The sequence below is a fragment of the Rhodococcus sp. MSC1_016 genome, from assembly GCF_023667485.2.
GTDB lineage: Bacteria > Actinomycetota > Actinomycetes > Mycobacteriales > Mycobacteriaceae > Rhodococcus_F > Rhodococcus_F oxybenzonivorans.
On record NZ_JAMOZI020000002.1, the window covers coordinates 835,890 to 860,969 of the forward strand.

The following is a 25,080-nucleotide window of genomic DNA, read 5'->3' on the forward strand; positions in this document are numbered from 1 at the left end:
TGGAAATCCGTTCCGGGGCACCTGACTCGCTGGATAGCTATGCCTGGAAGCGGTATCCCATCCCTGCCTCGGTGATGAGGTGTCGGGGTTTGGAGGGGTCGTCCTCGAGTTTGCGGCGAAGCTGGGCGAGGTAGACGCGTAGGTAGTGGGTTTCGGTGGCGTATGCCGGACCCCATACCTCGCGGAGCAGTTCCTTCTGTCCGACGAGTTTGCCTTTGTTGCGGACGAGCATTTCGAGCATCCCCCATTCGGTGGGGGTCAGGTGTACCTCGGCGTCGCCGCGCCGGACGGTTTTGGCGGTGAGGTCGACGGTGAACGAGTCCGTTTGCACCACAGGCTCACTCGTGTCCACCGCCGTGGCACGGCGGGCGGCGGCCCGGACCCTGGCAAGGAATTCATCCATGCCGAAGGGTTTGGTGACGTAGTCGTCGGCGCCGGCGTCGAGGGCGTCGACCTTGTCGGCGGAGTCGGTGCGTGCGGACAGGACGATGACGGGCGCCGGACACCATCCCCGCAGTCCGGCGAGCACTTCGGTGCCGTCCAGGTCCGGGAGGCCGAGGTCGAGGACGATCACATCCGGCAGCTTTTCGGCCGCTGCGCTCAGCGCATCCGCCCCGGTGGCGGCGGTCACCACGTCGTACCCGCGCACGGTGAGGTTGATGCGCAGCGCACGCAGTATCTGTGGCTCGTCGTCGACGACGAGGATGCGTGTCATGCCTTTCCTTCCGCGCCGGCCAGGTCGACGACCATGGTGAGTCCACCTCCCGGTGTGTCCGTTGCGGAGATGCTGCCACCCATTGCCTCGACGAATCCCCGCACCACCGACAGGCCGAGTCCGACACCGCTGGTCGTGTCGCGGTCCCCCGACCTCTGGAACGGCTCGAACAACTGGTCCGCTTGTCCGCGTGGCACACCCGGGCCGGTGTCGGCGACCGTGAGGAGGGTGCGATCCCCGACGGTGGCGGCACCGACCCGGATCACCGAGTCCCCGCCGTAGCGCACGGCGTTGTCCACCAGATTCGCCACCACACGCTCGAGCAGGCCGGGGTCGGCGAGGGCCGTCACCGCGCCGACGTCGACCCGCACGCGTTCACGCACCCGCGTTCCGGTCCGCCCGCCGATGCCGAGGCCGACGAGGGCGCGGTGCACCACCTCGTCGAGGTATACCGGACGCAGTGTCGGTGTGACCACGCCGGCGGCGAGTCTCGAGGAGTCGAGCAGGTTGCCCACCAGGGCGGTGAGCGCGTCGGCGGATTCCTCGATGGTGGCGAGGAGTTCGGCGGTGTCCTCGGGCGAGAATGCGACGTCCTCGCTGCGCAGGCTCGACACCGCGGCCTTGACGGCGGCGAGGGGGGTGCGCAGGTCGTGGCTGACGGCGGACAACAGTGACCGTCGCAGCCGGTCCGCCTCGGCCAGTGCGCGCGCCGCACTGGCCTCGCGTGCGAGTTCGTCCTGCCGGAGGAGGCCGACGGCCTGGTTGGCGACGGCGAGGAGGACCCGGCGATCACGGGCGCGGACTTCTGGGCCGCGCAGGGCAAGTGCGTATTCGCCGTCGTGCACCTCGCACACGGTGTCGGCGTCGTCGATGCTGGGGGGCGGGTTCAGCCCCACCGAGCTGACCAGGGTCCCCGACCGGGACAGCAAGCCGGCCGATTCCTGTCCGTACGTTTCCCGGACCTTCCCGAGCAGTGTGTCGAGGTCGGCGCCGCGCAGCACGGAACCGGCGAACAGGGCGAGCAGTTCGGCTTCCTGTGAGGCGCGGCGGGCCTCGCGTGCCCGGGTGGCGGCGGCGTCGACGAGGGCTGCGGCGGCCACGGCGACGACGAGCAGGACCACCGTGATGATGAAGTTGTCCGGCTCGGCGATCGTGAAACTGTGCAGCGGTGGGGTGAAGAAATAGTTCAGGAGCAGGCCGGAGATCAGTGCGGACAGCGCGGCGGGCGCGACACCACCGAGCAGCGAGACGAGCAGGACGACGATGAAGAACAGGGCGCCTTCCCCACCGGTGTGGAACCAGTGGTCGACGAAGCTCATGGCCAGCGACGCGAGTGCGGGGACGAGAACGGCGGCAAGCCACGCCGTCAGCCGCCGCGGGCGGGAGCCCACCGGCGCGAGCCGCCACGGACGGTGCGCTTCTTCGTGGGTGACCAGGTGCACGTCGATCGACCCCGACTGCTGCACCACGGTGGCCCCGATGCCCTCGTCGATGATCCGTGCCCACCGTGACCGCCGTGATGTCCCGAGGACCAGTTGGGTGGCGTTCGCGGCACGCGCGAAGTCGAGGAGGGTGGTGGGTACGTCGTCGCCGACCACGCTGTGCAGGCTCGCACCGATGCTCGCGGTGAGGGTGCGTACCTTGCCCATCTCCGACGCCGACACCCCGGCGAGTCCGTCGCCGCGGACGACGTGCACGACGACGAGTTCGGCGCTCGACCGCGATGCGATCCGGCTCGCGCGTCGCACCAGGGTCTCCGATTCGGGGCCGCCGGTGACGGCGACGATTACTCGTTCCCGGGCTTCCCAGGTGTCGGTGATCTGGTTCTCCGCCCGGTATTTCGCCAGGGCGGCGTCGACCTGGTCGGCCACCCACAGCAACGCCAGCTCGCGCAGCGCGGTGAGGTTGCCGGTCCGGAAGTAGTTACCCAGGGCGGCGTCGACCTTCTCGGGGGCGTAGACGTTGCCGTGGGAGAGCCTGCGCCGCAGTGCTTCCGGGGTGATGTCGACCAGCTCGACCTGGGCCGCCGCGCGGACGATCTCGTCGGGCACGGTGTCCTGCTGCGCCACCCCGGTGATCTGCTGCACGACGTCGTTGAGGCTTTCCAGGTGCGCGATGTTGAGGGTGGAGAGCACGTCGATGCCGGCGGCGAGGAGTTGTTCGACGTCCTGCCAGCGTTTGGCGTTGACGCTGCCCGGGGTGTTGGTGTGGGCGAGTTCGTCGACGAGGACGAGTGCCGGCCGCCTTCGGAGCACTGCGTCGACGTCGAGTTCGCGGCCGATGGTTCCCCGGTACTCGATGAGCTTCGGCGGGGTCACTTCGAGGTCGGCGAGCTGGGCGGCGGTGCGGGTGCGGCCGTGGGTCTCCACGACCGCTGCCACCACGTCGCAGCCCCGCTCACGTCGGCGGTGCGCCTCACCGAGCATCGCGTAGGTCTTACCGACACCGGGCGCCGCGCCGAGGTAGATGCGCAGCTGCCCGCGTCCGCTGTCGCTGCTCTGCTGCGTGAGTCCGCGGTCGCTCATCCGCGGCCCGACGACCCGCCTACTGCCCGTCACGTCGTCATCATCCGCCAGCGGCGGGGGTGGTGCAGTAAGGTGCCGTCAACCCGAGCGCAAGGTTCAGGGTCAGGACGTTCACCCGCGGCTTCACTGCGCCACCCCGCATCGTGTCGAGGACCGCGCGGTGGGCGGCGGGAACTATCGTGCGGCCAGGGGCCGCACGGTGCTTGGGAGATCAAGAGGGCGGGTTTCCTTCTCTACAGCCAACGTTGGCGTTTGAACACCGTGTACAGGAGCACCGAGGTGATCAGCATCAGGGACAACGCGAGCGGGTACCCGCTCGCCCAGTGCAGTTCCGGCATGTGGTCGAAGTTCATCCCGTAGATCGTGCCGACCAAGGTGGGGGCGAACAGGATCGCGGCCCAGGCGGAGATCTTCTTGACCTCCTCGCTCTGCGCGAGACTGGCCTCGGTCAGTCGGTGCATCTCCTCGTTTTGCTGCTGACCCACCAGGGTGGCGTGCACGGTCAGCGCGGTCTGCAGGTGGGCCCGGAAGGAATCGGCTCGCTCACAGATACGGATCGTGTGGTCGTGCACATCGCGTAGACGGCGCTGCAGTTCGAGGTCGACGTGATACTTTTCCGAACCGCGTTGCAGCGCCTCGAGCATGCCCACCAGCGGGTGCGTGGCACGCTGAAACTCGATCACCTCGCTGGAGAGGGCGTAGATCCGGCGGGCGACGGACGCCTGGCCGGTGAACAGCTGATCCTCGATCTCGTCGATGTCGTTCTCGAGGCCGGCGATGACCGGTTCGTACTCGTCGACCACCTGATCCAAGATCGCGTACAGTACCGCCTCCGGGCCCAGGCGTAGCAGGCCCAGTTCCTGTTCCATGCGGTGGCGCACCTTCCCCAGATTCGGGGATTCCGCGTGCCGGATGGTGACGACGAAATCGGGTCCGACGAACACGTGCAGTTCCCCGAACTCGACCTTCTCGACGTCGTCGAGGTAGCGGGCCGGCCGGAGCACCACGAACAGGATGGTGTCGTAGCGTTCGAGTTTGGCGCGTTGATGGGCGGTGATGGCGTCCTCGACCGCCAGGTGGTGCAACGCGAACTCGTCGGCCACCGAGTCGATCTCGCCCCGGTCGGGGCGATACAGCCCGATCCAGGCCATCCCTTCCTTTTCCCGGAGCATCTCGTAGGTGCTGTCGAGGGTGTCGGGGGTCGCGGCCCGGATCCCGTCCACATACACCGCGTTGTCCACGATCGTCATGTCCACTCCTTGCCTGGCGACCGAAGCCGCCGCACCCTCCAACACATGCCCGCGTGTGCCGAGGTCGAGCGTAATTGGCGGCTGCTTCCGATATCCGGCCCGGCGGGACGAGATCGGGACCGTGCACGGTGTGGATCCTTCGCCGCTGGCACCGGTGCCACTTAGAGCGGGTGGTCCGTCGCCGACGGCCTGGCCGTGAGCGCGCCGCTGCGGATGTCGCCGGGGGCGGGCCTGGCCGCAGGGTCGGCGACGCGTTTGGCGGAATCGAGCAGCCAGGGCACGCTGGTGACCATTACCCCCGGCGTGAACAGCAGCCGGCCCTTCAACCGCAGGGCGCTCTGGTTGTGCAGCAGGTGTTCCCACCAATGCCCGACCACGTATTCGGGGATGTAGACGGTAATCACCTCACGGGGGCTGTCTCGGCGAATGGTTTTGATGTAGGTGATGATCGGCCGGGTGACCTCACGGTAGGGCGAGGCAAGCACCTTCAGGGGGACCGGCAGGTCGTGCTTGGACCATTCCTTCTGCAGGCGGGCGGTGTCGTCGCTCTGCACGGTGACCGCCTCGAGGGTGGTTGGCCTGGTGGCGCGGGCGTACGCGAGGGCCCGGGCGGCGGGTTTGTGTAGCTGGGAGATCAGCACGATGGCGTGCACCTGGGACGGCAGGTCGAAGCTGTTCTCGTCGAGGACGAGTGCGGCGGCGACCCGGTCGTAGTGCCGGCGGATGCCCTTCATCATCGCGAAGAGGATGGGCATCGCGATGACCACCAGGTAGGCACCCTGGGTGAACTTGGTGGCGGTCACGATGATCAGCACCAGCCCGGTGAGGGCACACCCCATCCCGTTGATGGTGCGCCGCAACCGGATGCGGTGCCGCTCCGCCCGGTCCGGTTCGGCGCGCAGGAGCCGGTTCCAGTGGCGCACCATCCCGGCCTGGCTGAGGGTGAAGGAGGTGAACACCCCGAGGATGTAGAGCTGGATCAGGTGGGTGACTGAGGCGTCGAACAGAACGATCAGGGTGCCGGCGGCCAGCGCGAGCAGCACGATGCCGTTGCTGAAGGCGAGCCGGTCGCCGCGGGTGTTGAGCTGACGGGGCAGGTAGCGGTCCCGGGCCAGGATCGAGGACAGCAGCGGGAACCCGTTGTAGGCGGTGTTCGCGGCCAGGATCAGGATCAGCACGGTGGCGGCCTGGATGTAGAAGAACCCGACATTGGTGGTCCCCCCGAACACCGCGGCGGCGATCTGCGCGATCACGGTGCGCTGCGGGTCGGTCTCGCAGTTTCCGCTGAATCCCACCAGATCGCAGGTGTGTTCGGCGACGCGGACCTTGCTGAGGATGGCCAGGGCGGTGATGCCGGAGAACATGACGATGGCGGTGGCGCCCATCGCGACCAGGGTTTTGGCGGCGTTGGCGCTTTTGGGTTTACGGAAGGCGGGGACCCCGTTGGAGATGGCTTCGACCCCGGTCAGCGCGGTGCAACCGGAGGAGAATGCGCGCAGCGCGAAGAAGATCAGCGCCAGCCCGGTCATGCCGGTGTGCTCGGCGGTGATCGAATAGCTCGCGCTTTCCGCGACCGGCGGGTCCCCGAAGGCCACCCGGACCAGTCCGGTGACGATCAGGACGAGGACACCGGCGATGAACCCGTAGGTGGGCACCGCGAACGCCTTCCCGGATTCGCGTACTCCGCGCAGGTTCATCGCGGTCAGCAGGATCACGAAGCCCACGGCCAGCGCCACTCGATGTTCATTTATCGAGGGGAAGGCGGAGATCAGGTTGTCGACACCGGCAGCCACCGAGACGGCGACGGTCATCACGTAGTCGACGAGCAGGGCAGCGGCAACGGTCAGCCCCGCGGACGGTCCGAGGTTGCGGTGCGCGACCTCGTAGGACCCGCCGCCGCTGGGGTAGGCGAAGACCACCTGCCGGTAGGACAGCACCACCACCGCCAGCAACACCACCACCCCAGCGGCCAGGTACGGGGTCAGGTACAAGAACGCTAGCCCGCCCAAGGACAGGATCAGCAGAATCTCCTGGGTGGCGTAGGCCACCGACGACAGCGGATCAGAGGCGAAGATCGGCAGCGCGAGTCGCTTGGACAGCAACTGCTCACCGAGACGTTCGTTGCGCAGCGCGCGGCCGAGAAGCAGGCGGCGCGCGGCGTGTACGGCTTTGGACACCGCCGAAGCCTAAGCGCCGTTTCGGGCCGCAACCGGTTCTCGGGCGTAAGGATTTCGCTAAAAAGCGCCGCTTCCCGCGCTGGTCGGCGCGCCGCCGCGCTCGGCCCACTGCAAGCCTGGATGGGGCATCAGGAGCGCTGCTGCAGCGGCCCGTCGGATCCTCAATCCCAATGCCCGTCGGCCGGTGCCTTCAACAGACGGTCCACCTCGCTGCCGGCCTCGTCGTACCCGGCGTCGGAGATTCGTTGCAGCTCACACAGGTCGCTGGCGGCGGCCGCGCGTCGGGTAAGCAGGAACCCTGCGCGCATGGATCCCTCGTCCAACAGCTCGCTCAGCTCCCCGAGGTCACCGGCCGCGTCGGCGAGGTCGGCCAGCCGGTCCACAGCGGTCTCGTTACCCCCATCGGCCAGTTCGCGCAGGGTCTCCCGATCGATATTCCTGTTTACCATGAGGCCAGTCTGCAACCCTGCCCCGGGGGAAAGGTCAAGTGGGACGATGGCCAGGTGATCACCATCGGGCAGCTGGCCGGGTACGTCGGAGTGTCGACCAAGACCATCCGCGTCTATCACGACAAGGGGCTGCTTCCCGAACCCGCCCGCGATGCGTCCGGCTACCGGCGGTACGGCGCGAATGACGCCATCGACCTGATCAAGATTCGGACGCTCGCCGAAGCCGGCGTTCCCTTGGCCCGTATCCGGGACCTGAGAGCAGCGACCCACGCAGAGTTCCAGCAGGCGCTGGCCGGAATCGACGACGAGCTCACCGCCCGCATCTGCGGCCTGCGGGCAACGCAAGGGCGCCTGCGTCAGCTCGCCACCGGGCAGCTGGCACCGCTGCCTACCGAGGTCGGTGCCCATCTCGAGCACCTGGCCGGCTGGGGATTCACCGGCCGTTGGGTGGATCTGCAACGCGACCTGTGGATCCTCGTGTTCGCCACCCACCCCGACCGTGCGACCGCCCTGTTTCACGACCAAGCCGAGATCCTTGCCGACCCGGCGCTGCGGCAGCTCTTCCTCGATTACGACCACGCGCACGACCTCGACGCCGATGATCCCCGCATCGACGACCTCGCCCGCCGGATCACTGCGGCGACCCGGGACCGCTACGGAGTGGACGAACTACCCGAGCTCGATGAAGCCTCCGAGATCCCCGCACTTATTCAGGGCACAGTCAACGCCTCGTCCCCGGCTTGGCAGCGGCTCGACACGCTCCTTCGCGCACAACGGGACGCGTGACTCGACGGGTACGGGAGCACGGACTTCGCTGCAGCGGAAGTCATTCAGCGCGCTCCACGAACTGCAGGGCAAGCATTTCCTGATGCGGCACTCGCTGTTGTGGAAGGGGTGTCGGGTGAGCTCGGATGCACCTGCCGTGGGTGCGCGGCCATTCTCCTCGCTGGCGGCAAGGTCTACACCATGGTCAGGCCGCCGCCGGGGGTGTCGGTGGCGGTGATCGTTCCGCCCCTGGCCTCGACGAGTCCGCGAACCACCGACAAGCCCAGTCCGATCCTGGTGGTGTTGTCCCGGTCTGCTGCACCGAGGTAAACCGGTGTGCTCGGTGGGCGCCGACCCCCGGCGACCGCCGAGGACACCGCGGAACTGCTGGTCACCGAGTCCGCCGGCCAGCTGACCGATCTGGTCGGCAACTTGCTCAACTTCCCCCGCCTGGCCTCCGGGGCCATCCCTGCAACCGGTGTAAGTTGACGCCATCGCCCACCAGGCATTCGCCGGCGGTCAGTCGGTCACCTGCCGGATGTAGAGCAGGATGTCGCCGGACTCGATTGCCTCCACCTCGGGGGTTCCGCTGCGCAGCAACTGTCCGTCGCGCACCACACCGAGGACGATGTCCGGCAGCTGCCGCGGTGACTCGCCGACCTCACCGGGTTCGACGGGGCGTTCGGCGATCGCGAAGCCGGTCTCCGGGGTGAGGAGATCCTCGATGATGTCCACCACGGTCGGGGTGATGGTGGCCGCGCCGAGCAGCCGGCCCGCGGTCTCCGAGGAGACGACCACGGTGTCGGCGCCGGACCGGCGCAACAGGTGAGCGTTGTCGGCTTCGCGTACCGAGGCAACGATCTTCACGGTGGGTGCTATCTCGCGGGCGGTGAGTGTCACCAGCACCGCGGTGTCGTCGCGGCTGGTGGCCACGATGATCGACGACGCGTGCTGCGTGCCTGCCAGCCGGAGGACGTCCGACTGCGTTGCCGACCCGTGCACCGTGACGAATCCCCGCTCGCTGGCGGTCTCGATGATCGTCGGGTCGGTATCGACGATCACGATGTTCGAGGGGTCGGCGCCGTCTCCGAGCATCGCGTCGACGGCGGCGCGGCCCTTGGTGCCGTAGCCGACGACGACGGTGTGATGGCGGGTGCGGTGCCGCCACCGCTGAATCTTGAAGCTCTGCCGGGAGTTCTCGGTCAGCGCCGCGAGCGTGGTGCCGACCAGGACGATGAGGAAGAAGATCCGCAGCGGGGTGACGATCAGGACGTTGACCAGCCGGGCCTGCGCGGTGATCGGGGTGATGTCGCCGTAGCCGGTGGTGGACAACGACACCGTCGCGTAGTAGAGGCAATCGAGCAGCGAGAGCGGGTTCTCTTGCAGGTCGCGGTAGCCGTCGCGGTCGAGGTACACGATCAGGACCACCGTAGCCAGGGCGGCGAGTGCGTAGCCGATCCGCCGGGTGATGGCCCGTCCGGGACTGCCGTGTAGTTGCGGTACCCGCAGGATCCCCACCAGCGCGAAATCGGGGCGTTCGGTGAGCACGTCGGATCGACGCAGCCGTGCGTGCAACCTGCCGGGCATCGCTAGATCACCTCGTTCTCGTCACCGTTTCGCAGAGCCTACGCGCCGACCCCCGGTCCGCCATGAGCACCTGACATCGATGTGCACCGGTGCCCGCGAGGCGGAGGCGGATCGGACGCGGGCCGAGGGAGTCAGGTCAGTTCGCTGAATCGTTCGGTGTCGCGCACCTGACCGGAGACGATGATGGTGTCGCCGGGTTCGATGACTGTGTCGGCGGTGGCGTAGGTGAAGCCTTCGCCGGGGCGTTTGATCGCAACGACGGTGACTCCGTAGGTGGAGCGGACGGTGGTTTCGCCGAGGCGCTTCCCGATGACTGTGGCGGGTGGGGTGGTTTTGACCATGGCGAAGCCGTCGTCGAATTCGATGTAGTCCATCATCCGGCCCCGCACCAGGTGCGCTACCCGCTTGCCCATGTCGTGCTCGGGGCGGACGACGTGCTGGACACCGATCTGGTGGAGGATCTTCGCGTGCGCGTTGCTGATCGCCTTCGCCCACACGTTCGGCACCGCCAGGTTGATCAACGCCGACGCGGTGAGCAGGCTGGCCTCGAGGTCGGAGCCGATCCCGACCACGGCCCGGTCGTAGTCGTGCACCGAGAGTTGGCGGAGTGATTCCTCGTCGGTGGTGTCGGCGACGGCGGCGTGGGTGAGCCGGTGTGAAATCTTCTGCACCACCGCCTCGCTGGAGTCGATGCCGAGCACTTCGGTTCCCTGGTCCATCAGTTCGAGGGCGAGGGACTTGCCGAATCGGCCCAATCCGAGCACCACCACGACGTCGGAGGACGGTTTCCTAGCCAATGAAGGGCCTTTCTTCGGGAAGTTCGTAGCGGCGATCGCGTTGCCGGGCGGCGAGCGCGCTGACCAGGGTGATGGAGCCGATCCGGCCCAAGTACATCAATCCGATCAGGATCAGTTGCCCCCAGACAGGTAGTTGCGCGGTGATGCCGGTGGACAGTCCCACCGTCGCGAACGCGGAAACCACCTCGAACAGCAGCACGTTCAGGTCGAAGGCGGTGCCCGCCAACAGGACGATGGTCGGAACCATCACCAGCGCGACGCCGATCAGCGCCACCGACAGGGCCTGGCGCTGCGCCCGCGGTGCGATCCGCCGGTCGAAGATGGTCACCGATCGATCGCCGCGCACCTCTGCGACGATCGCGAAGAGCAGCAACGCGAAGGTGGTGACCTTGATGCCACCCGCGGTGCCGCCGCTGCCACCACCGATGAACATCAGCACGTCCGTCACCAGCAGGGTCGCCGGATCCATCTGGGCATAGTCGACGCTGTTGAATCCGGCGGTGCGCGGCATGATGCCCTGGAACGCGGCGACGAGCAGCTTCGCCCCGAGATCGTGCTCGCGGAGGGTGTACCCCCACTCGAACAACAGCACCAGCGCCGGGCCGATCACCAACAGGATGGCGGTCACCGTGACGGTCAGCTTCGTGTGCAGGCTCCACCGGCGGGAGGTGCCGCGCACCCGGCGGCCGACCTCGAAGAGCACCGGAAATCCGATGCCGCCGAGGATCACCGCGGCCAGCAGCGGGACGCAGATCCAGGGGTCGTCGGCGAAGCCGATGATGTTGTCGCTGTAGAGCGCGAAGCCGGCGTTGTTGAACGCCGAGATCGCATGGAAGATCCCCAACCACACAGCCCGTCCGGGTGGTTCGTCGTAGCCGAGGGCGAACCTGATTGCCAGGCACAGCGCGGTGACGGTTTCGATGAGGATGCTGATTCGGATCACCCCGACGACGACGCTGCGTACGTCCCCGAGACCGGACGCGCGGACCTCGGCGGCGGCGTTGAGCCGGGCCCGCAGCCCGATCCGGTTGGCGAGCATCAGCCCGACCACCGAGGCCATCGTCATGATGCCGAAGCCACCGACCTGGATCAGCCCGAGGATGACCCCCTGCCCGAATCCGGACCAGTGGGTGGGGGTGTCGACCACGATCAGTCCGGTCAGGCACATCGCCGACGTCGCCGTGAACAGGGCCTCTACGAATCCGGTGTCCGCTCCCGGTTGGCTTGCCGCCGGAAGCAGGAGCAGCCCGGTTCCGAGCGTGATGGCGGCGGCGAAACCCAGGGCCACCACTCGGACCGGGGTGAGGGTCGCTCGTGCCGCTGCCCGCCGCAGCGGTGTGTTCGGCGACGCGCCGGTGCGAGAAGTCACGAACAGCAGGGTAGACCCGGGCGGCGCCGTCCTGGCGTTCAGTCCAAGGCTCTAGGTGCGGTCATGCGGAGCCGTTCTTCGGGTGACAGGATCAGTGGTATCGAGATCGGGAATTCGATGTGAGTGCCCGGATCGACATTTAGGGAGTATCGGCATGGCACAGGGCATTGTGAAGTGGTTCAACGGCGAGAAGGGCTTCGGTTTCATCGCACCCGACGACGGGACACCGGACGTCTTCGTGCACTACTCGGAAATCTCGGGCAGCGGCTTCAAGTCGCTCGATGAGAACCAGCGTGTGGAGTTCGAGGTGGGGCAGGGACAGAAGGGCCCGCAGGCCACGAATGTGCGGGCTGTCTAACTAGACTGCGGGACCGCACCCGGTGGGTGCGGTCCTCATTCGATCGCCGGATGAGGGTCTCGCATCGTCTCCGAAGCTCTCACCAACCCGGACAAGTGACCTCGTTCGCCCCGTGGCTGATCCTGCACACCGACGAACAACCCCCCACGATCGCAGAAGCGGTCGAACCGAACCTTGTCGTCTGGACCTCAATCGGGCCGTGGCGACCGCATGCACGGATCCGCTTCGACATCACGGGCCTACCACGCGGCGGCTCCACTCTGTCCTGGACATTGATCGTCGACGAACCGGTCCCGGACGGGGAAACGACCGTCCGCATGCGCAAGCGAGTGAACGAATTCATCAACGCGAACCTGCGTTTCACGTTCGGTCAGTAGGCGCCCCGATCAAGGATCCTGACATGACCCACCACTTCGCCGACCTCAAACACAATGTCTTCGCTCGCCACTCCAACCCGTGGAGTGCCTGGACTCGCTGGCTGAGTACCCCGCTTGTGCTCGTTCCTCTATGGACAGGCCGGTGGAGCCACGCCGCGATCGTCGGTGCCTGGATGGCCGCCAACCCCGTGATCTTCCCGAAACCGGCAGACGAGCAGGCCTGGTCCACCCGGGCGGTGCTGGGCGAAGAGCTTTGGATCACCGAGCGGCCCCGCGACACGGCGATGGTGGTAAACGCGGCGGCCACGCTGGCCGGCATCACCGCACTGATCGCCGCCCGGCGACGCCGCGCCGCACCGGCGGCCGGTGCCACCGTGGTGATGATGGCGCTGCTTCTGGTCTACTGGCGGCTCATGGCCGGCTACTACAGCCAGCACCGGGGCGCCGACACCGGCTGAGCGCCGAGTACGAGTCGGCTTCCGGTGGCCGTATCCGACATGGGCGATCCGGACGAGTCCTGGATGGTATGGGACGCCTGGCAGGTGTCCCCGCCGTTCTGGTGCACGGTCGCTACGACGTCTCGGGACCGTTGGACACGGTGTGGAACCTCGCGCGTCCTTGGCCGGATGCCCACCTCGTCGTGCTCGACGACGCCGGCCACGGTGGAACAGGGTTCGGCGCCGCACTGGTGCTTGGCTGCCTTGGATTCCTTCAGCAGCCAGACCTGAGTTTGTCGTATGAGGATTGAACATCGGTGTCGATCGCCGTTGGCTGACGGACCGGATGACAGCCGGTCTCTCACACCCCGGACTAGGAACTTGAGCGAGTGAAGTCTGTGAACTCCAGCGTGATTGAGGCCGCATGGTCAATCCCGATCTCTGGGTACGAGATTGTAAAGACGACCTCACTGGAGTCATCTGGTTTCGGGCTCAGGAAGTACGTTGCACCGGTTTCGAACTGGCGGCAGTAGCTCTTACCGCCGTACAGCCAGGGCGTCGTGGGGTCGTCATCCTCTGGTGCCTGAGGTGGGGTGCATTTTTAGGCCTCGAATGTCGGTGCGGACGACTTGGTCAGCGCACTTCGCGGTGGCCGCGGTCCTCGGCCGGGCGAGGCCGCCTTCGGCGTCCCCTGATTCGACCAGCTGCGCCGTGCCCCGCCCTGGAGAAAGATCACCGACTCGTCCAGGCCGAGTTCGTCCGACACCGCCAGCACCACCCCGGTCAACGACCGCGGCAGTCGTAGAACCTCGTTCTTTTGACCTGCTGGCCTTGGCGATCCAGATCGACGGCAGCCGGGGAACAACCCTTGGCGGCGCAAGCGCCGGCACAAGGCGATTTCGGCCTCACCGCCGCGACCGATCCTCGAGCTGGTCGACCGCGAGCTGGTCGCGCAGATCAACGCCGACCTGTTCGCGGCCCCCCATGCGCGGATGCTTCGAACCGCTTGGCAGAAGCCAAAATCCCACGGAGAAAAGGAAACACCCGGGTAGCTGTTACTTGCCCGGTGTTCTTCTCTCACCCTAGGGGGAGAACACCATGACCGAGACACCACCGAAACCGCCACCGCCGCACACGCGGAATTGGTTTACCTGAACCCGGTCGAGGCCGAGATCGAACCCAACCAGCGACTTCGTGACAGGCTTCGCATGGTCCAGGGCCAGGGGTGGGACAGATCACCGACGAAGTCGCGGCACCGCTGCGGAACCGGATGGCGTGCCGCAGAGTGACATCGTCAGCAAACGAGCGCCCAGACGCTCCGCGGCCGCAACCTCAAGGCGAGGATAGCTAGCCCCGCTACGATAGCTAGCAAATCAAATGGGGATACATGGTGGGCAACGCACGGCGCCCGTCCTGTGGCTCACCGGTATTGAACACCCCCGGCAGTCACTTCTCGTGGGGAGTGGGTAGGGGTGGAATCGGTCGAGGGCATCGAGAGCGACTGTGTTCGCCGTTGAGGGAGAAAGCAGCAGTTACACGCCAGAAATTGTCGAGGGCGAGAGATCGCGGAAGAGAACGCCGACGAGTTCTGTGCATCTCAACGCATTTCGAGGAGAGTGGGCGGGTCGATGGTCCTGATGCGCAGCTCATTTCGTGGCGTACCGCTCAGAGGTTCCACAGTGCGAGTAGCGCGGTCCGGAGGCTGGGGGAGCGGACGTAATGATCGGTCCGCAGCCGTGACCCAGGGTGCCCGAGGTCGCTGAGCGCCTTCTCGGCGTCGGTGAGAGGCGCAGGTTGCAGGTCGGTGCGGGTGCGCAGGAAGAACAACACCGCTCCACCCGACCGCGGGATCCGCATCGGATCGGAGATCACCACGGCCGGCGGGTGGATCCACTCGTCGTTCGCGGAGACGAAGACGATCACGTCGCCGCGCCGGATGGTGCCGCGTGTGTCGAGGCGGAGCGAGGTGAGTTGGTACTTCACCGCCGGGCCGCCGGCGGCGTTGTGCCGGCCCCGCTGGTTGTCGAGGACCTGTTGTTCGGTGTCGGTGGGTTGATAATCGACGGCGTGTTTGACGAACATCCGGCGCACCGGGGTGGGCAGGAAATCTGTGTCGGTGCGGACGCGGCCGGTGACGCCGGGCAGGGGGACGGCGCGGCCGATCTCCCACTCGAGGATCGCGTCGTCGAGGAACACCTGATCGACCTCGGTGATCTCGTCGAGGCTGTTAATGAACGTGCGGACACCGGTGACGATCTCGGGGTCGTCGGTGATGATCACGGCGTCGTCGGCGAGGGTGGAGTTCTCGGATGCGTTCGCCGACCCGATCACCGCCCGGGTGCTGGTGGCGATCACCTTGGCGTGCAGGGTCGGTGACGACAGCACCCGCACCCCCTTGTTCAGGTAGTAGGTGAGGGCGGCGGGGGAGGTGGCGTGCGCCCGGATAGCGGCCCTGGAGGCGTTGACGACCAACAGGTCCCCGGCGCGCAGCGGGAGCAGCTCGGGTGCGTCCTGGCCGAGGTAGCCGATCGCGGCGTATCGGGCGCCGCGGGTGCGGATGGCGCGGGTGATGTGCGGCCACGGGCTCGGCCCGTGGAAGGTGGTCCCCATACCCACAGACGGTAACCGGCGCGCCTTGGGTGTGGTGCCGGTCCTGGCAACGCTAAAAGAAGCTAAAAGGGGGGCGCCGCCGGTCCGTCGCTCCCGGCGCGCGTCGACAGTCGCGTGGAGCGGGCTGACCGCGGTCGCCCCAAGTGCAGCGATTCGACCGAGTCTTCGCTGAGGAAATGTGTCGGTACCGGCCACAACGGTCGGTCCAGCACTCTTACGCTGTGAGCACCACGACACCAGCGAGAGAAGGATCATGAGTTAAGAAGCGATCTACGACGGGTTCCGCTATCCGCTCGCCGACGCGGCCGCCGCGCACGGCCTCGAGGACGCTGTCAGAGGCATCTTCGAGAACACGATCCACCGGTCAGCAGAAGGAGGATAGGGTGCCCAGCCTCATCTTCAACGGCGTTACGTACGGCATCAGCCCCACCAGATTCGAGGCCACCCGTGAACTGCTCTCCCGCTTCGCCGAGGGACACACGATAGGAGTGGCCATGTCCCTCACCCACGGCGGCGCTCGACACCACCTGTACGTCACGCCCGGGGTGCCCATCACGCTGGTGGAGTGACGAGTCCGGCCGATCATCGACTCCGGTTTCGCGAGAAGGCGCGTGGTCCAGGGCCCGTGTGTGACTCCGCGTCTCGGATGCCTGCACACACCGTACCGATCTCTGCTCGCATGGATGCATGCAAGTTCGCGCGCGTAGATACGTGCAAGAAGGCACGTATTGGGTAGGATGACTGAAACCGAAGTAACACGGGCGGAGACGGGTGGGGTGGGTATGGCGAAGGTAGGAACTGCCGGGGGCGGTGCCCGTCGCCCGGCCGGGGGCGGACGTGGCGGTGCCGCCCGGTCGGGGAAGGAAGGTGCCGGTGCGGGGGGCGTTTCTGGGTCGGGAACGGCGAGTGCGGAGTTGACGGCGAAGCTGGAGCCGCGGAAGGGACCGGCGAAGGTTCCGCTCAACACCCGGGTCCTGGTCTCGACGGAGGCCCGGTTGAACTGGCTGGTGAACCACCGTCAATCCACGGTGACCAACGTCGTGGACGTGGCCCTGCAGGAATTCTTCGACCGCTACCGTGTCCCGCCGGCCGATCTCGACGGCCGGATCGCCGAGCAGGAGTCATGAGCTCCCCGTGGGAGCAAATTCCCCTCTTCACCCTGCCTGACACCACCCCGGCGACATCCCCCGAATCCCCCGATAATGACGGTTCCTCCAACGCACCCGATTCGGTGGGTGTCACCGATCAGGCGGTGGTTCCGGAACCCACCGTTGCCACCCACGCTGACTCACCCGAGCAGGGGGACGCTGAGTCGGACGAGCAGGTTGACGTCGCCGAAACTCCCACCAGCCCGGGGTCTCCCGAGCTGGTCAGCGCCGAGGCCGAGGCCGACGCGTCCGATCCGCCGGTGTGGGAGGCGCTGCCGGCTGGTGAGGCCGCGGATGGGCATGCGTTGATCGTGACGGCCGCCGGGACGTACACCCCTTCGGGGCGGGAGCTGACCGGCCCGGTCGATTGCCTCGAGAAGCTGGACAAGCTGATCCGGTGGGCCTCTTTGACCCCGTTGGGTGCACCCGCACAGATCTGGATCGTCGGGTTGGCGGCGTGTGAGCTACTCGGGTGGGTCATCGATCCGGGCAGTGAGGACGACGTCGACGACATGGAAGCGTTGCGGACCCGCGCCGCAGCCGAGTTGACCGCCACCCTCCATGCCACCCTCCCACCGTTGCTCGGTGCCGGGTGGGAGCTGCGCGGCGAACCCGGTCATGTGGTGCACCTGTCCCGCACGATCGGGAACTTCACCTCGATGGTCGATGTGGTGATCGAACCGTATGTGTGGACCTACTGGAACAAGGACTTCGGCTGGCACAACCGGGTCGGCGATATGGGTGTCCTCGGCTCACCCACTGCAGGAACCTATCTCCCCGACGACGACCTACCCGCGGCCCGGGAACTGGGCCGCCGGCTGGCATGGTGCGCCCAGCATCTCGGGGTGCTTCCCGGGCCGACCCCGGCCCGCACCGGCGCCGCGATCATCGACAAGATCAAACGAGAACGCACCCGCAGCGGTAAGGGCATCGTGGTCACCACCGCCGGTCCGGTGCCGCCGCTCGACGGCGCCCCCCGCGGGGACCTCGAGCCCGCGGTCGGCTGGACCCGGGTCCCGGAGGCGAGTGACCTAGACAATGCGGACCGGTTGGTGTCGATCGACCAACGCGCCGCCTATCTGGCCTCGGCCGGGATGCTCGAACTCGGCTACGGGCAACCGAAGCACCTGACCGGCGGTGCGGCCGCCGCAGCCTCAGGGGAGAAGGGCACCCCGTTCGGGTTGTGGCGGATCACGCTCCCTGCCGGGCAGACCTTGTCGCTGCCCGAGAAACTACCGTTGCCGCACCCGCACATGCTCGCCGATCAGCCGGTGCAGACCTGGGTCACCACCGTCACCCTCGATGCCCTCCGGGAGCCAGCCGCGGATGGTGGGATCGGCGCCGATCTCGACGACCTCGACATCACCGAGGCCTGGGTGTATCCGCAGCAGGGGCGGGTGCTGGACAAGTGGGCGAAAATCCTGCGCGAGGCCCGCAAAACCGCCGTCGACACCCGGGATGCGGCGATGAAGGGATTCATCGGGTCCTGCTACAAGGGGTACATCGGGCGGATGGTCAACCCGGACATGTGGACCGCAACAAGGATGCAGCATCACCACCAACCGTTGTGGCGGGCGTCGATCATCGCCCACTGCCGGTGGCGGGGCCGCCGCGTCGCGATGCGCATCGCCCGCGAACACCATCGGTGGCCTATTCGCACCGTCACCGACTCCTGGGTGTACCTGCTCCCCAACGGTCAAGACATTGCCGACGAAAGCGGGGCGCTGGGAAAGATGACGGTGGAAAAGGACGTGGCCCTCACCGACACCCTCCTAACCTCCATGGGGTCGGCTGCGGATGTGCACGAGGTGAACCTGGCGATCAAAACCGCCTTCACCGACCACGAGGACGAGGACACCGCCGACGAAGACGAAGACGAAGGGGCGGGGGTGCTCTGATGGCCCTGCATCTGCCGAAGCCGCGGACCAAGAAACCGGCCCAGCAGGCGGTCGGGCTCGACGGCCTGAAGGTGTCGGTCGCGAATGCCGCGACCAGTGGGGTGGAGAAGTCGAAGCAGGTCAAAACCGGGGGACTGGCCGGGCTGACCAGCAAGGTGACGGTCAAACAATTGCGGAAGGAGCTCGGCAACGAGGGTTTGCGCCAGGCGGCGATCGACGCCGGCCGCACCCCGCCGTCCGATCGCACGTTGCGCCGGTGGGCGCAACAGGGCCGTATCCCGCATGCGGATGTTCTCCGAGCGGGCGCAACGGCGGGCGGCGATCGAGCGCCTCGGCGGTATCGACGTGGTGGCGGCGAAGATCGGCAGGTCTCGCTCGGCGGTGTCCCGGTACCGGTCGGGGGAGACGAACGAACTGCGTGCCGACGCCAGCAAAAAACTCAAGACCGTGCGGGCCGAGGACATCATGGCCCGTGCCGGGGTGTTGCGCCCGGATGGAACACCGAAGACCGCGGTGATCCGGGTCAGGGGTGGGGTGATGGTCCGCAACGGTGCCGACGAGGGCTACGACTACCGGGTCCGTACCCTGGATTTCGCGAACTCCGACACCCCCTTCACCCCTGAGGAGTCCCGCGAACTCGCCGCCGCACTGGCCAATGATGATCATGCCCGGGTCGTGGCACTCCTCGAGCGGCACGCCACCCTCGACTATCCGGAGAACAAGGGCTTCGACAGATACAGCGACCAGTTCGGATTCCACTTCGACCACATCGACTCCGTCCACATCGACTGGATTTGATACGAAGGGGACTCATCTGGCTGTGGACGGTGGTTATCTGGCGCAGTAACCAAGCCCGCAGTGGCTCACCGCCGGGAGGCCGGTTGCGGACGAGGTCTCGTGGAGAAGCGCCCACAACCGCCCTTTTGATTCGTGTCAGACCGAGGCGAGTACCTCGTCGAGCAGGTCGGCGTAGCGCTCCTGCGCCGCGCGCCGACGGGTGGGCACGTGTTCGGTTGGGATCCGGTCGGCCGGGGCTTCGTATCGGCGCAGGATGAGCTTGGCCACGGTGTCGCGGTGCACCTCGTCCGGGCCGTCGTAGAGACGGGCCGCGCGGGCCGCCCGGTACATGAAGTCCAGGGGCAGATCCGAGCTGAACCCGAGGGAACCATGGGTCTGGATGGACCGGTCGATGATGTCGTGCAGAATCTTCGCGCCGAAGTACTTGATCATCGCGATTTCCTTGCGGGCGGCCTTGGTGCCCTGGGTGTCGATCACCCACGCGGCCTGCAATGTCATCAGGCGCAGGGCCTGCATTTCGGCGGCGGAGTCGGCGATCCAGTTGCGGATGGTCTGCTTGTCCCCGAGGACGCTGCCGTGCGCGAAGCGGTATGTGGCCCGTTCGCACATCATGTCGAAGGCCCGGTTGGACTGGCCGATCCACCGCATGCAGTGGTGGATACGGCCGGGCCCGAGCCGCTTCTGGGAAATCAGAAATCCGTCGCCGGGATTGCCGAGCAGGGCATCGGCACCGACTCGCACGTCGCGCAGCACAACCTCGCAGTGCGAGCCGTAGGTGTTCTCCCGAGGTGAGGGGTTCTCCATCGACGCGATGTCGCGCACCACGTCGAGGCCCGGTGCGTCGATCGGGATGATGAACTGCGATGCGCGGCGGTGCCGTTCGGCGTCGGGATCGGTGACGGCGACGACGATGAGGAAGTCGGCGGTCGACGCGTTACTGATGAACCACTTGTGCCCGTTGAGGACCCAGTTGTCGCCGTCTCGCACGGCGGTAGTCTGCAGGTTCGTCGGGTCTGCGCCGGCGTTGTCGGGTTCGGTCAGTGCGAAGGCCGAGTACTTCTCGCCCGCCAGGAGTGGGTCGAGCCAGCGGCGCTTCTGCTCGTCGGTGCCCACTGCGGCGAGGATTTCTGCGTTGCCGGAATCGGGTGCTTGGCAACCGAACACGAGTGGTCCGAGGGGGGAGGACCCGAGGATTTCGTGCATCAGGCCGAGCTTGACCTGGCCGTAGCCTTGACCGCCGAGTTCGGGGTCGAGGTGCGCAGCCCACAGTTGCTGGGCCTTGACCTTGTGCTGTAGTGGCGCGATGGCTTCGAGCAGCTGCGGCCAGGTCAGTTCGAGGGTTTCGAGCGGACGGATCTCGTCGCGCACGAATGCGGTCATCCAATCCAGCTTCTGCTGGAAGTCGGGCTCGGTGGAGAAGTCCCATGCCATGTTTCGTACCTCCGGTGTGGATCAGTGGGTCAGGGGTCAGTCGAGGAAACGTAGGGTGCGCTCGAACAGTTGGAGGGCGTACCGATGCAGCCGGTCGCCTACCTCGGTGGATGCCTGCCCGGAGCAGGCGCGGGCATAGGTGCCTTCGAGGATGATGCCGAGCTTGAAGCCGGCGAGAGCGGTGTACCAGTCGATGGCGCGCAGATCACGCTCGGTGTTCGCGGCATACCGGTCGAGCAGTTCCGCCCGGGTGGGCAGGCCGCCGGCTGCGGCGAGGCGGCTCTCCAGCAGGTCGGCGCCGCCGTCGAGGTCGGGCCACATCGCGAAGATCCATCCGAGATCGAGTAAGGGGTCGCCGATGGTGGCCATCTCCCAGTCGACGATCGCCGTGACCGTCGGTTCGGTGCGGTCGAACATGACGTTGGAGACGTGGTAGTCGCCGTGCAGGATGCCCGGTGTCCAATCGCGGGGGCGATTGTCGTCGAGCCACGAGGCGATCCGATCGACGCCGGGAAGCAGCACCGTGCGGTATCCGGGCAGGAGTGTGTACGACTCGAGTTCGCTGCTCCACCGCCCGACCTGGCGTTCGAGGAAGCCGTCCGGCCGGCCGAAGTCGGTCAGTCCGATGGCGGTGTGGTCGATCCGGCCGAGCTCGGTGAGGGCGTCGATCATTCCCAGGCCCATGCGGTGGCGGACCTTGGGGTCCGCTGCGTGGGCGGGGGAGAGGCGTTCGGCGGCGTTGTAGCCGTCCACAGAGTGCATCAGGTAGAACACCGCACCCAGTACGGCGGTGTCCTCGCTGCCGGCGACGAACGTCGGGTGAGGGACGGCGGTGCCGGACAGGGCCCGAAGCAGCGTCATCTCGCGGACCATCATGCGGTTCGAATGGGGGCGCAGGTGCTGCGGTCCGCGACGCAGGACATAGCGGGTCCCGGCGCGTTCGAAGCCGAGCATGATGTTCTGGGTTCCGCCTCCGATAGGAGAGACTGCGGTCAGATCGCCGGAGCCGAGTCCCTGCGCGTCCATCCAGTCCCGCAGTGCGGCGAGATCGACTCCGAGGAGGTCGCTGTCGGTGGTGTCGGTGGGCATAATTAGAACGTATCGGCCGTGTCCTGCGGCGGCACTGCAGTTTCCGCATGGCGTTGTGGATTCCTACAACGCTCTCTGGGTAGTGTCCGCGCTGGTCAGTGGGCTGCGAAGTCGAGAATTTGGAAGGCCAGGCGCGCGGAGAGCAACACGTCGAGGCTCGTCGGGTCCAGGCCGGTCAGTTCCTTGACCTTCCCCATTCGGTATCGCACCGTGTTCTCGTGCACGTCCAGTGCGACAGCGGCGCCTTGCACGCGTCCCTCGGCCGCGACGAAGGCGCGCCACGTCTCGAGGAGCAGTCCGTCGTCGGCGCCCTGGACCACGTGGACGTAGTCGTGGGCGAAGCGGACTGCTTCCTTGACGCGGCCCGAGCTGATGACCACGCGGAACAGTCCGAGTTCGGTGACGTCGAGGACGCCGTCGGACCACTCGAACGATCGCGCAATGTCGGCGACCTCGCGCATCTCGCGCGCGGCAGGCGGGAAGTCGGTGACGTCGCGGCACACTCCGGAGATGACGGTCGTGCCGGTCGCGAGGTGTGGCTGCAGCGAGGTTCGCACGTGTCCGACTCGTTCGCGGACGGTCCGGAGTTCCTCGGCGGAGCCGCCGGCGGGCAACGGTATGAGCACGATGATGCTGCCGGGCAGCTTCACCGCCGCCGGTTCCTCGATGCCCAGGATCTCTCGGAAGCGGCGAGTGACCAGCCGTTGCGCCGCGGAGGCGGTCATCCGCGGATTCGCCGAAAGACTGAACCGAACCAGCATGTGGGGATGGGTCAGATCGATGCCGAACTGCGGGCCGCGGCGCAGCAGGTGTTCCTTGTCGCGGGTGTTGCGCAGCAGGTCGGACAGGTAGTCATCGCGGGCCTGTCCTTGCGTCTCGATCTGCCGGCGTTCGGAGAGGATCTGCAGCGAGAGAACCGTCGCTCCGTGCTCGGCGAGGTTCGCATCCACGGTTTCGAGCGACCGGCCGACTTCGACGATACCGAGGTATCCGTTGGGTTGGCCTTCGATCACGAGACGGCACATCAGGTGCCGACGACCGAGCCCGACGGACAGGGTGGGCGGCACCACCGCGGACGGCCGCTCGGGGCTCAGCGCCGCGAGTTCGGCCTCGACCGACGGCATGCCGCGGATCTGATCGGAGATCACCGGGGGACGGTCGAGACCGAGTGTGGCGGGAGCAGCCCAGGCGAGCACCCGGAAATCCTCGTCGTAGAGCACGACGGGTTTGGCCGACAGTTCACTGAGCAGTGCCACCACGCTGTGGATGTCGGCGCCTTCGAGGACGGCATTGGTGAGCTTGCGGTGCACGTCGGCCAGGTACGCGAGCGTGTTGCGGCTGCGGGCAATTTCCGACGCCTGGTTGCGCAAGCGGACGTTGAGCATCGCTTGGCTGATGAACAGCGCGCTGAGCTGCGCGAACATCTCAGCGATCTCGATGTCTTCCTGGGTGTAGAGGTGCTCGCGGTCCTTGTTGTCGACGAAGAGCAGTCCGATGACCTCACCGTCGAACACCAGCGGGACGCCCAGCATTGCGTGCACCCGCCAGTGCTCCATAGTGCGCCGGTGTGGCCGCGGATCGTTGGTGACATCGTCGATGAGCACCGGTCGTCCGGTGTCGATGACCTCCCGGCTGAACCGGTCGCCGGCGACGCCCGACTCCTGTCGTTTGACGGCCTCGGTGATGTCTCCTTCGTCGGAGCAGTGACCTGCGGCGCCGCGGAAGCGGCCGTCAGGCTTCTTGAGGTAGAGCGACGAGCGTGACACCCCGATCACGCTGCAGAGTTTCACGCACACCGAGCGCAGCAGCTGTTCGAGGTCGGCATCGCCGATGGCCTCGCCGGTGATCTCGGCGAAGGCGGTGATGACATCGCGTTCGCGTGGTCGGCCGGTCGGGGACAGCGTCGCGTCGCCGGTAGCGCCGGGATGCGGAGTCATCGTCTCGGTACCCATGCTCCGCAGCACTGCCATGCTTTGTCCCTCATTTCCGCGGATGCAGTCGCTGTATCCCTACCCTGCCGCCTTTGTGGAATATCACAACGTACCGCCTTCTCAGGTAGCGATTACTGTCGGGAGGGCGGTATCGAGGTCGTGTCCCATGCGGTCCCGCTTCGCGCGCAGGTACCGCACGTTGTGGGCGGTGATCACGGTGGGGAGCGTGACGCGGCCGACGATGTCGATCGAATAACCCTCCAAACCGCCAAGTTTGCTCGGGTTGTTGGTGATCAGCCGCATCCGGCGGACGCCGAGGTCGGCGAGGATGCGTGCGCCGACACCGTAGCTTCGTGAGTCGTCGGGCAGCCCCAGTGCGCGGTTGGCATCGACGGTGTCGAGTCCCTGTTCCTGCAGTGAGTAGGCGCGGATTTTGTGAGCGAGTCCGATCCCACGCCCTTCGTGGCCCCGCAGGTATACCAGCACTCCGCATCCCTCGCGGGCGATCTCGGCGAGGGCTCGTTCGAGTTGGGCTCCGCAGTCGCAGCGCAGGGAGCCGAGGATGTCACCGGTGAGACATTCGCTGTGCACCCGCACCAGCACTCCGTCCGGTGTGCGTCCTGCGGCCGCGACGTCGCCCATCACCAGCGCGAGGTGGTCGGTCCCGTCGAGGACCGACCGGAACGCCACCGCCCGGAACTGACCGAATTCGGTGGGCATGGCCGATTCGGCGACGAGTTCGACGAATGGTTCGGTTGCGGTGCGGTAGCGGACCAGATCGGCGATGCGCAATATCGGTAGGTCGTGCTCGCGGGCGAACTCGATCAGGTCGGCGCCGCGGCGCATGGAGCCGTCCTCGGCGACGATCTCGCCGATCACTCCCACGTCACCGACACCGGCGAGCCGAAGCAGGTCGACGGTCGCCTCGGTATGGCCGGCGCGTGCCAGGACCCCGCCCTCGCGGGCGCGCAGCGGGAAGATGTGGCCGGGTCGGCGCAGGTCCGCGGGCACCGTCGTATCGGCGGCGAGAGCGCGCACCGTGGCGGCTCGGTCTGCGGCGCTGACGCCGGTGCCGGTGGAGACGTGGTCGACGGTGACGGTGAAGGCGGTGCCGTGTGCATCGGTGTTGCGTTCGACCATGAGCGGGAGGTCGAGTGCGTCGGCGCGGTGCGTCGTCATCGGCGCGCAGACGATGCCGGTGGTGTGCCGGACGATGAACGCCATCTGCTGGGTAGTGATCGACGCCGCGGCTGCGACGAGATCGCCTTCGTTCTCACGGTCGTCGTCGTCCACGACGACGACCATGCCGCCGGCGGCGAGGGTCTCGACCGCGAGTTCGACATCCTGGGCGGGGGTCCGTGGCATGGCG

Annotated in this window: 21 protein-coding genes and 2 pseudogenes; 9 read left to right on the forward strand and 14 right to left on the reverse strand. The window is 67.0% G+C overall.

The window, feature by feature from the left end:
* Window positions 1-37: 37 nt before the first annotated feature.
* From L1080_RS36265 to L1080_RS36285, 5 genes are all read right to left on the reverse strand, one after another.
* Entirely contained in the window at window positions 38-715 is a 678-nt protein-coding gene (locus L1080_RS36265; RefSeq protein ID WP_250773606.1) for a response regulator, read from the reverse strand.
* Entirely contained in the window at window positions 712-3,240 is a 2,529-nt protein-coding gene (locus L1080_RS36270) for a sensor histidine kinase (RefSeq protein ID WP_250773909.1), read from the reverse strand. Before L1080_RS36270 ends, L1080_RS36265 begins: the two co-directional genes overlap by 4 nt.
* Before the next feature lie 233 nt (window positions 3,241-3,473).
* Window positions 3,474-4,490 carry a magnesium and cobalt transport protein CorA gene (locus L1080_RS36275; protein ID WP_250773608.1) on the reverse strand — a complete coding sequence of 339 codons (1,017 nt, stop codon included), beginning with the start codon at window positions 4,488-4,490 and terminating at the stop codon, window positions 3,474-3,476.
* Between the two features lie 161 nt (window positions 4,491-4,651).
* Window positions 4,652-6,667, reverse strand: coding sequence for an APC family permease (locus L1080_RS36280; protein WP_250773610.1), 2,016 nt, complete (start codon window positions 6,665-6,667; stop codon window positions 4,652-4,654).
* Window positions 6,668-6,828: 161 nt separating this feature from the next.
* On the reverse strand, window positions 6,829-7,116 hold the full coding sequence (locus L1080_RS36285; RefSeq protein ID WP_250773612.1) for a hypothetical protein: 288 nt from the start codon (window positions 7,114-7,116) through the stop codon (window positions 6,829-6,831).
* 54 nt (window positions 7,117-7,170) lie between these two features.
* Here L1080_RS36285 and L1080_RS36290 point away from each other — a divergent pair, with 54 nt between their 5' ends.
* The gene (locus L1080_RS36290) at window positions 7,171-7,902 is read left to right on the forward strand and encodes a MerR family transcriptional regulator (RefSeq protein ID WP_250773614.1); all 732 of its coding nucleotides are present in this window, start codon (window positions 7,171-7,173) and stop codon (window positions 7,900-7,902) included.
* A 173-nt stretch (window positions 7,903-8,075) separates the two neighbouring features.
* On the opposite strand, the pseudogene L1080_RS36295 reads toward L1080_RS36290, so the two are convergent.
* The 4 genes and pseudogenes from L1080_RS36295 to L1080_RS36310 all read right to left on the reverse strand — a co-directional run.
* A pseudogene (locus L1080_RS36295) lies at window positions 8,076-8,195 on the reverse strand (sensor histidine kinase); the annotation flags it as partial.
* 205 nt (window positions 8,196-8,400) lie between these two features.
* A complete protein-coding gene (locus L1080_RS36300) occupies window positions 8,401-9,468 on the reverse strand; it encodes a potassium channel family protein (protein WP_250773618.1) in 1,068 nt (355 codons plus the stop codon).
* Window positions 9,469-9,599: 131 nt separating this feature from the next.
* Window positions 9,600-10,265 (reverse strand): potassium channel family protein, encoded by a 666-nt coding sequence (locus tag L1080_RS36305; RefSeq protein ID WP_250773619.1) that lies wholly within the window; start codon window positions 10,263-10,265, stop codon window positions 9,600-9,602.
* Complete coding sequence (locus tag L1080_RS36310; RefSeq protein ID WP_250773621.1) at window positions 10,258-11,634, reverse strand: TrkH family potassium uptake protein; 1,377 nt, start codon at window positions 11,632-11,634, stop codon at window positions 10,258-10,260. The genes L1080_RS36305 and L1080_RS36310 overlap by 8 nt, the downstream gene beginning before the upstream one ends.
* 154 nt (window positions 11,635-11,788) lie before the next feature.
* Between L1080_RS36310 and L1080_RS36315 the strand changes: the two genes are divergently transcribed.
* From L1080_RS36315 to L1080_RS36330, 4 genes are all read left to right on the forward strand, one after another.
* A complete protein-coding gene (locus L1080_RS36315) occupies window positions 11,789-11,992 on the forward strand; it encodes a cold-shock protein (RefSeq protein WP_073365012.1) in 204 nt (67 codons plus the stop codon).
* A 95-nt stretch (window positions 11,993-12,087) separates the two neighbouring features.
* Window positions 12,088-12,369, forward strand: coding sequence for a hypothetical protein (locus tag L1080_RS36320; protein ID WP_250773623.1), 282 nt, complete (start codon window positions 12,088-12,090; stop codon window positions 12,367-12,369).
* 23 nt (window positions 12,370-12,392) lie between these two features.
* Window positions 12,393-12,827 (forward strand): DUF6653 family protein, encoded by a 435-nt coding sequence (locus L1080_RS36325; RefSeq protein ID WP_250773625.1) that lies wholly within the window; start codon window positions 12,393-12,395, stop codon window positions 12,825-12,827.
* Between the two features lie 68 nt (window positions 12,828-12,895).
* On the forward strand, window positions 12,896-13,117 hold the full coding sequence (locus L1080_RS36330) for a hypothetical protein (protein WP_374434623.1): 222 nt from the start codon (window positions 12,896-12,898) through the stop codon (window positions 13,115-13,117).
* Window positions 13,118-14,471: 1,354 nt separating this feature from the next.
* Here L1080_RS36330 and L1080_RS36335 read toward each other — a convergent pair.
* On the reverse strand, window positions 14,472-15,416 hold the full coding sequence (locus L1080_RS36335) for a phospholipase D family protein (protein WP_250773627.1): 945 nt from the start codon (window positions 15,414-15,416) through the stop codon (window positions 14,472-14,474).
* Between the two features lie 383 nt (window positions 15,417-15,799).
* Here L1080_RS36335 and L1080_RS36340 point away from each other — a divergent pair, with 383 nt between their 5' ends.
* The 4 genes and pseudogenes from L1080_RS36340 to L1080_RS36355 all read left to right on the forward strand — a co-directional run bounded on the left by L1080_RS36340 (window position 15,800) and on the right by L1080_RS36355 (window position 19,260).
* On the forward strand, window positions 15,800-15,985 hold the full coding sequence (locus tag L1080_RS36340; RefSeq protein WP_250773630.1) for a hypothetical protein: 186 nt from the start codon (window positions 15,800-15,802) through the stop codon (window positions 15,983-15,985).
* A gap of 168 nt (window positions 15,986-16,153) precedes the next feature.
* Complete coding sequence (locus L1080_RS36345; RefSeq protein ID WP_250773633.1) at window positions 16,154-16,543, forward strand: hypothetical protein; 390 nt, start codon at window positions 16,154-16,156, stop codon at window positions 16,541-16,543.
* Window positions 16,540-18,462 (forward strand): hypothetical protein, encoded by a 1,923-nt coding sequence (locus tag L1080_RS36350; protein ID WP_250773635.1) that lies wholly within the window; start codon window positions 16,540-16,542, stop codon window positions 18,460-18,462. The genes L1080_RS36345 and L1080_RS36350 overlap by 4 nt, the downstream gene beginning before the upstream one ends.
* Window positions 18,462-19,260: pseudogene (locus L1080_RS36355) on the forward strand (hypothetical protein). Before L1080_RS36350 ends, L1080_RS36355 begins: the two are co-directional and overlap by 1 nt.
* Window positions 19,261-19,395: 135 nt before the next feature.
* On the opposite strand, the gene L1080_RS36360 reads toward L1080_RS36355, so the two are convergent.
* From L1080_RS36360 to L1080_RS36375, 4 genes are all read right to left on the reverse strand, one after another.
* On the reverse strand, window positions 19,396-20,691 hold the full coding sequence (locus L1080_RS36360; protein ID WP_250773638.1) for an acyl-CoA dehydrogenase family protein: 1,296 nt from the start codon (window positions 20,689-20,691) through the stop codon (window positions 19,396-19,398).
* A gap of 36 nt (window positions 20,692-20,727) precedes the next feature.
* Window positions 20,728-21,780: a phosphotransferase family protein gene (locus tag L1080_RS36365; RefSeq protein ID WP_250773640.1), complete on the reverse strand. Its 1,053-nt coding sequence runs from the start codon at window positions 21,778-21,780 to the stop codon at window positions 20,728-20,730.
* Window positions 21,781-21,875: 95 nt separating this feature from the next.
* Window positions 21,876-23,750: a helix-turn-helix domain-containing protein gene (locus tag L1080_RS36370; RefSeq protein WP_250773643.1), complete on the reverse strand. Its 1,875-nt coding sequence runs from the start codon at window positions 23,748-23,750 to the stop codon at window positions 21,876-21,878.
* Between the two features lie 81 nt (window positions 23,751-23,831).
* Complete coding sequence (locus L1080_RS36375) at window positions 23,832-25,076, reverse strand: bifunctional 3,4-dihydroxy-2-butanone-4-phosphate synthase/GTP cyclohydrolase II (protein WP_250773645.1); 1,245 nt, start codon at window positions 25,074-25,076, stop codon at window positions 23,832-23,834.
* Window positions 25,077-25,080: the final 4 nt, after the last annotated feature.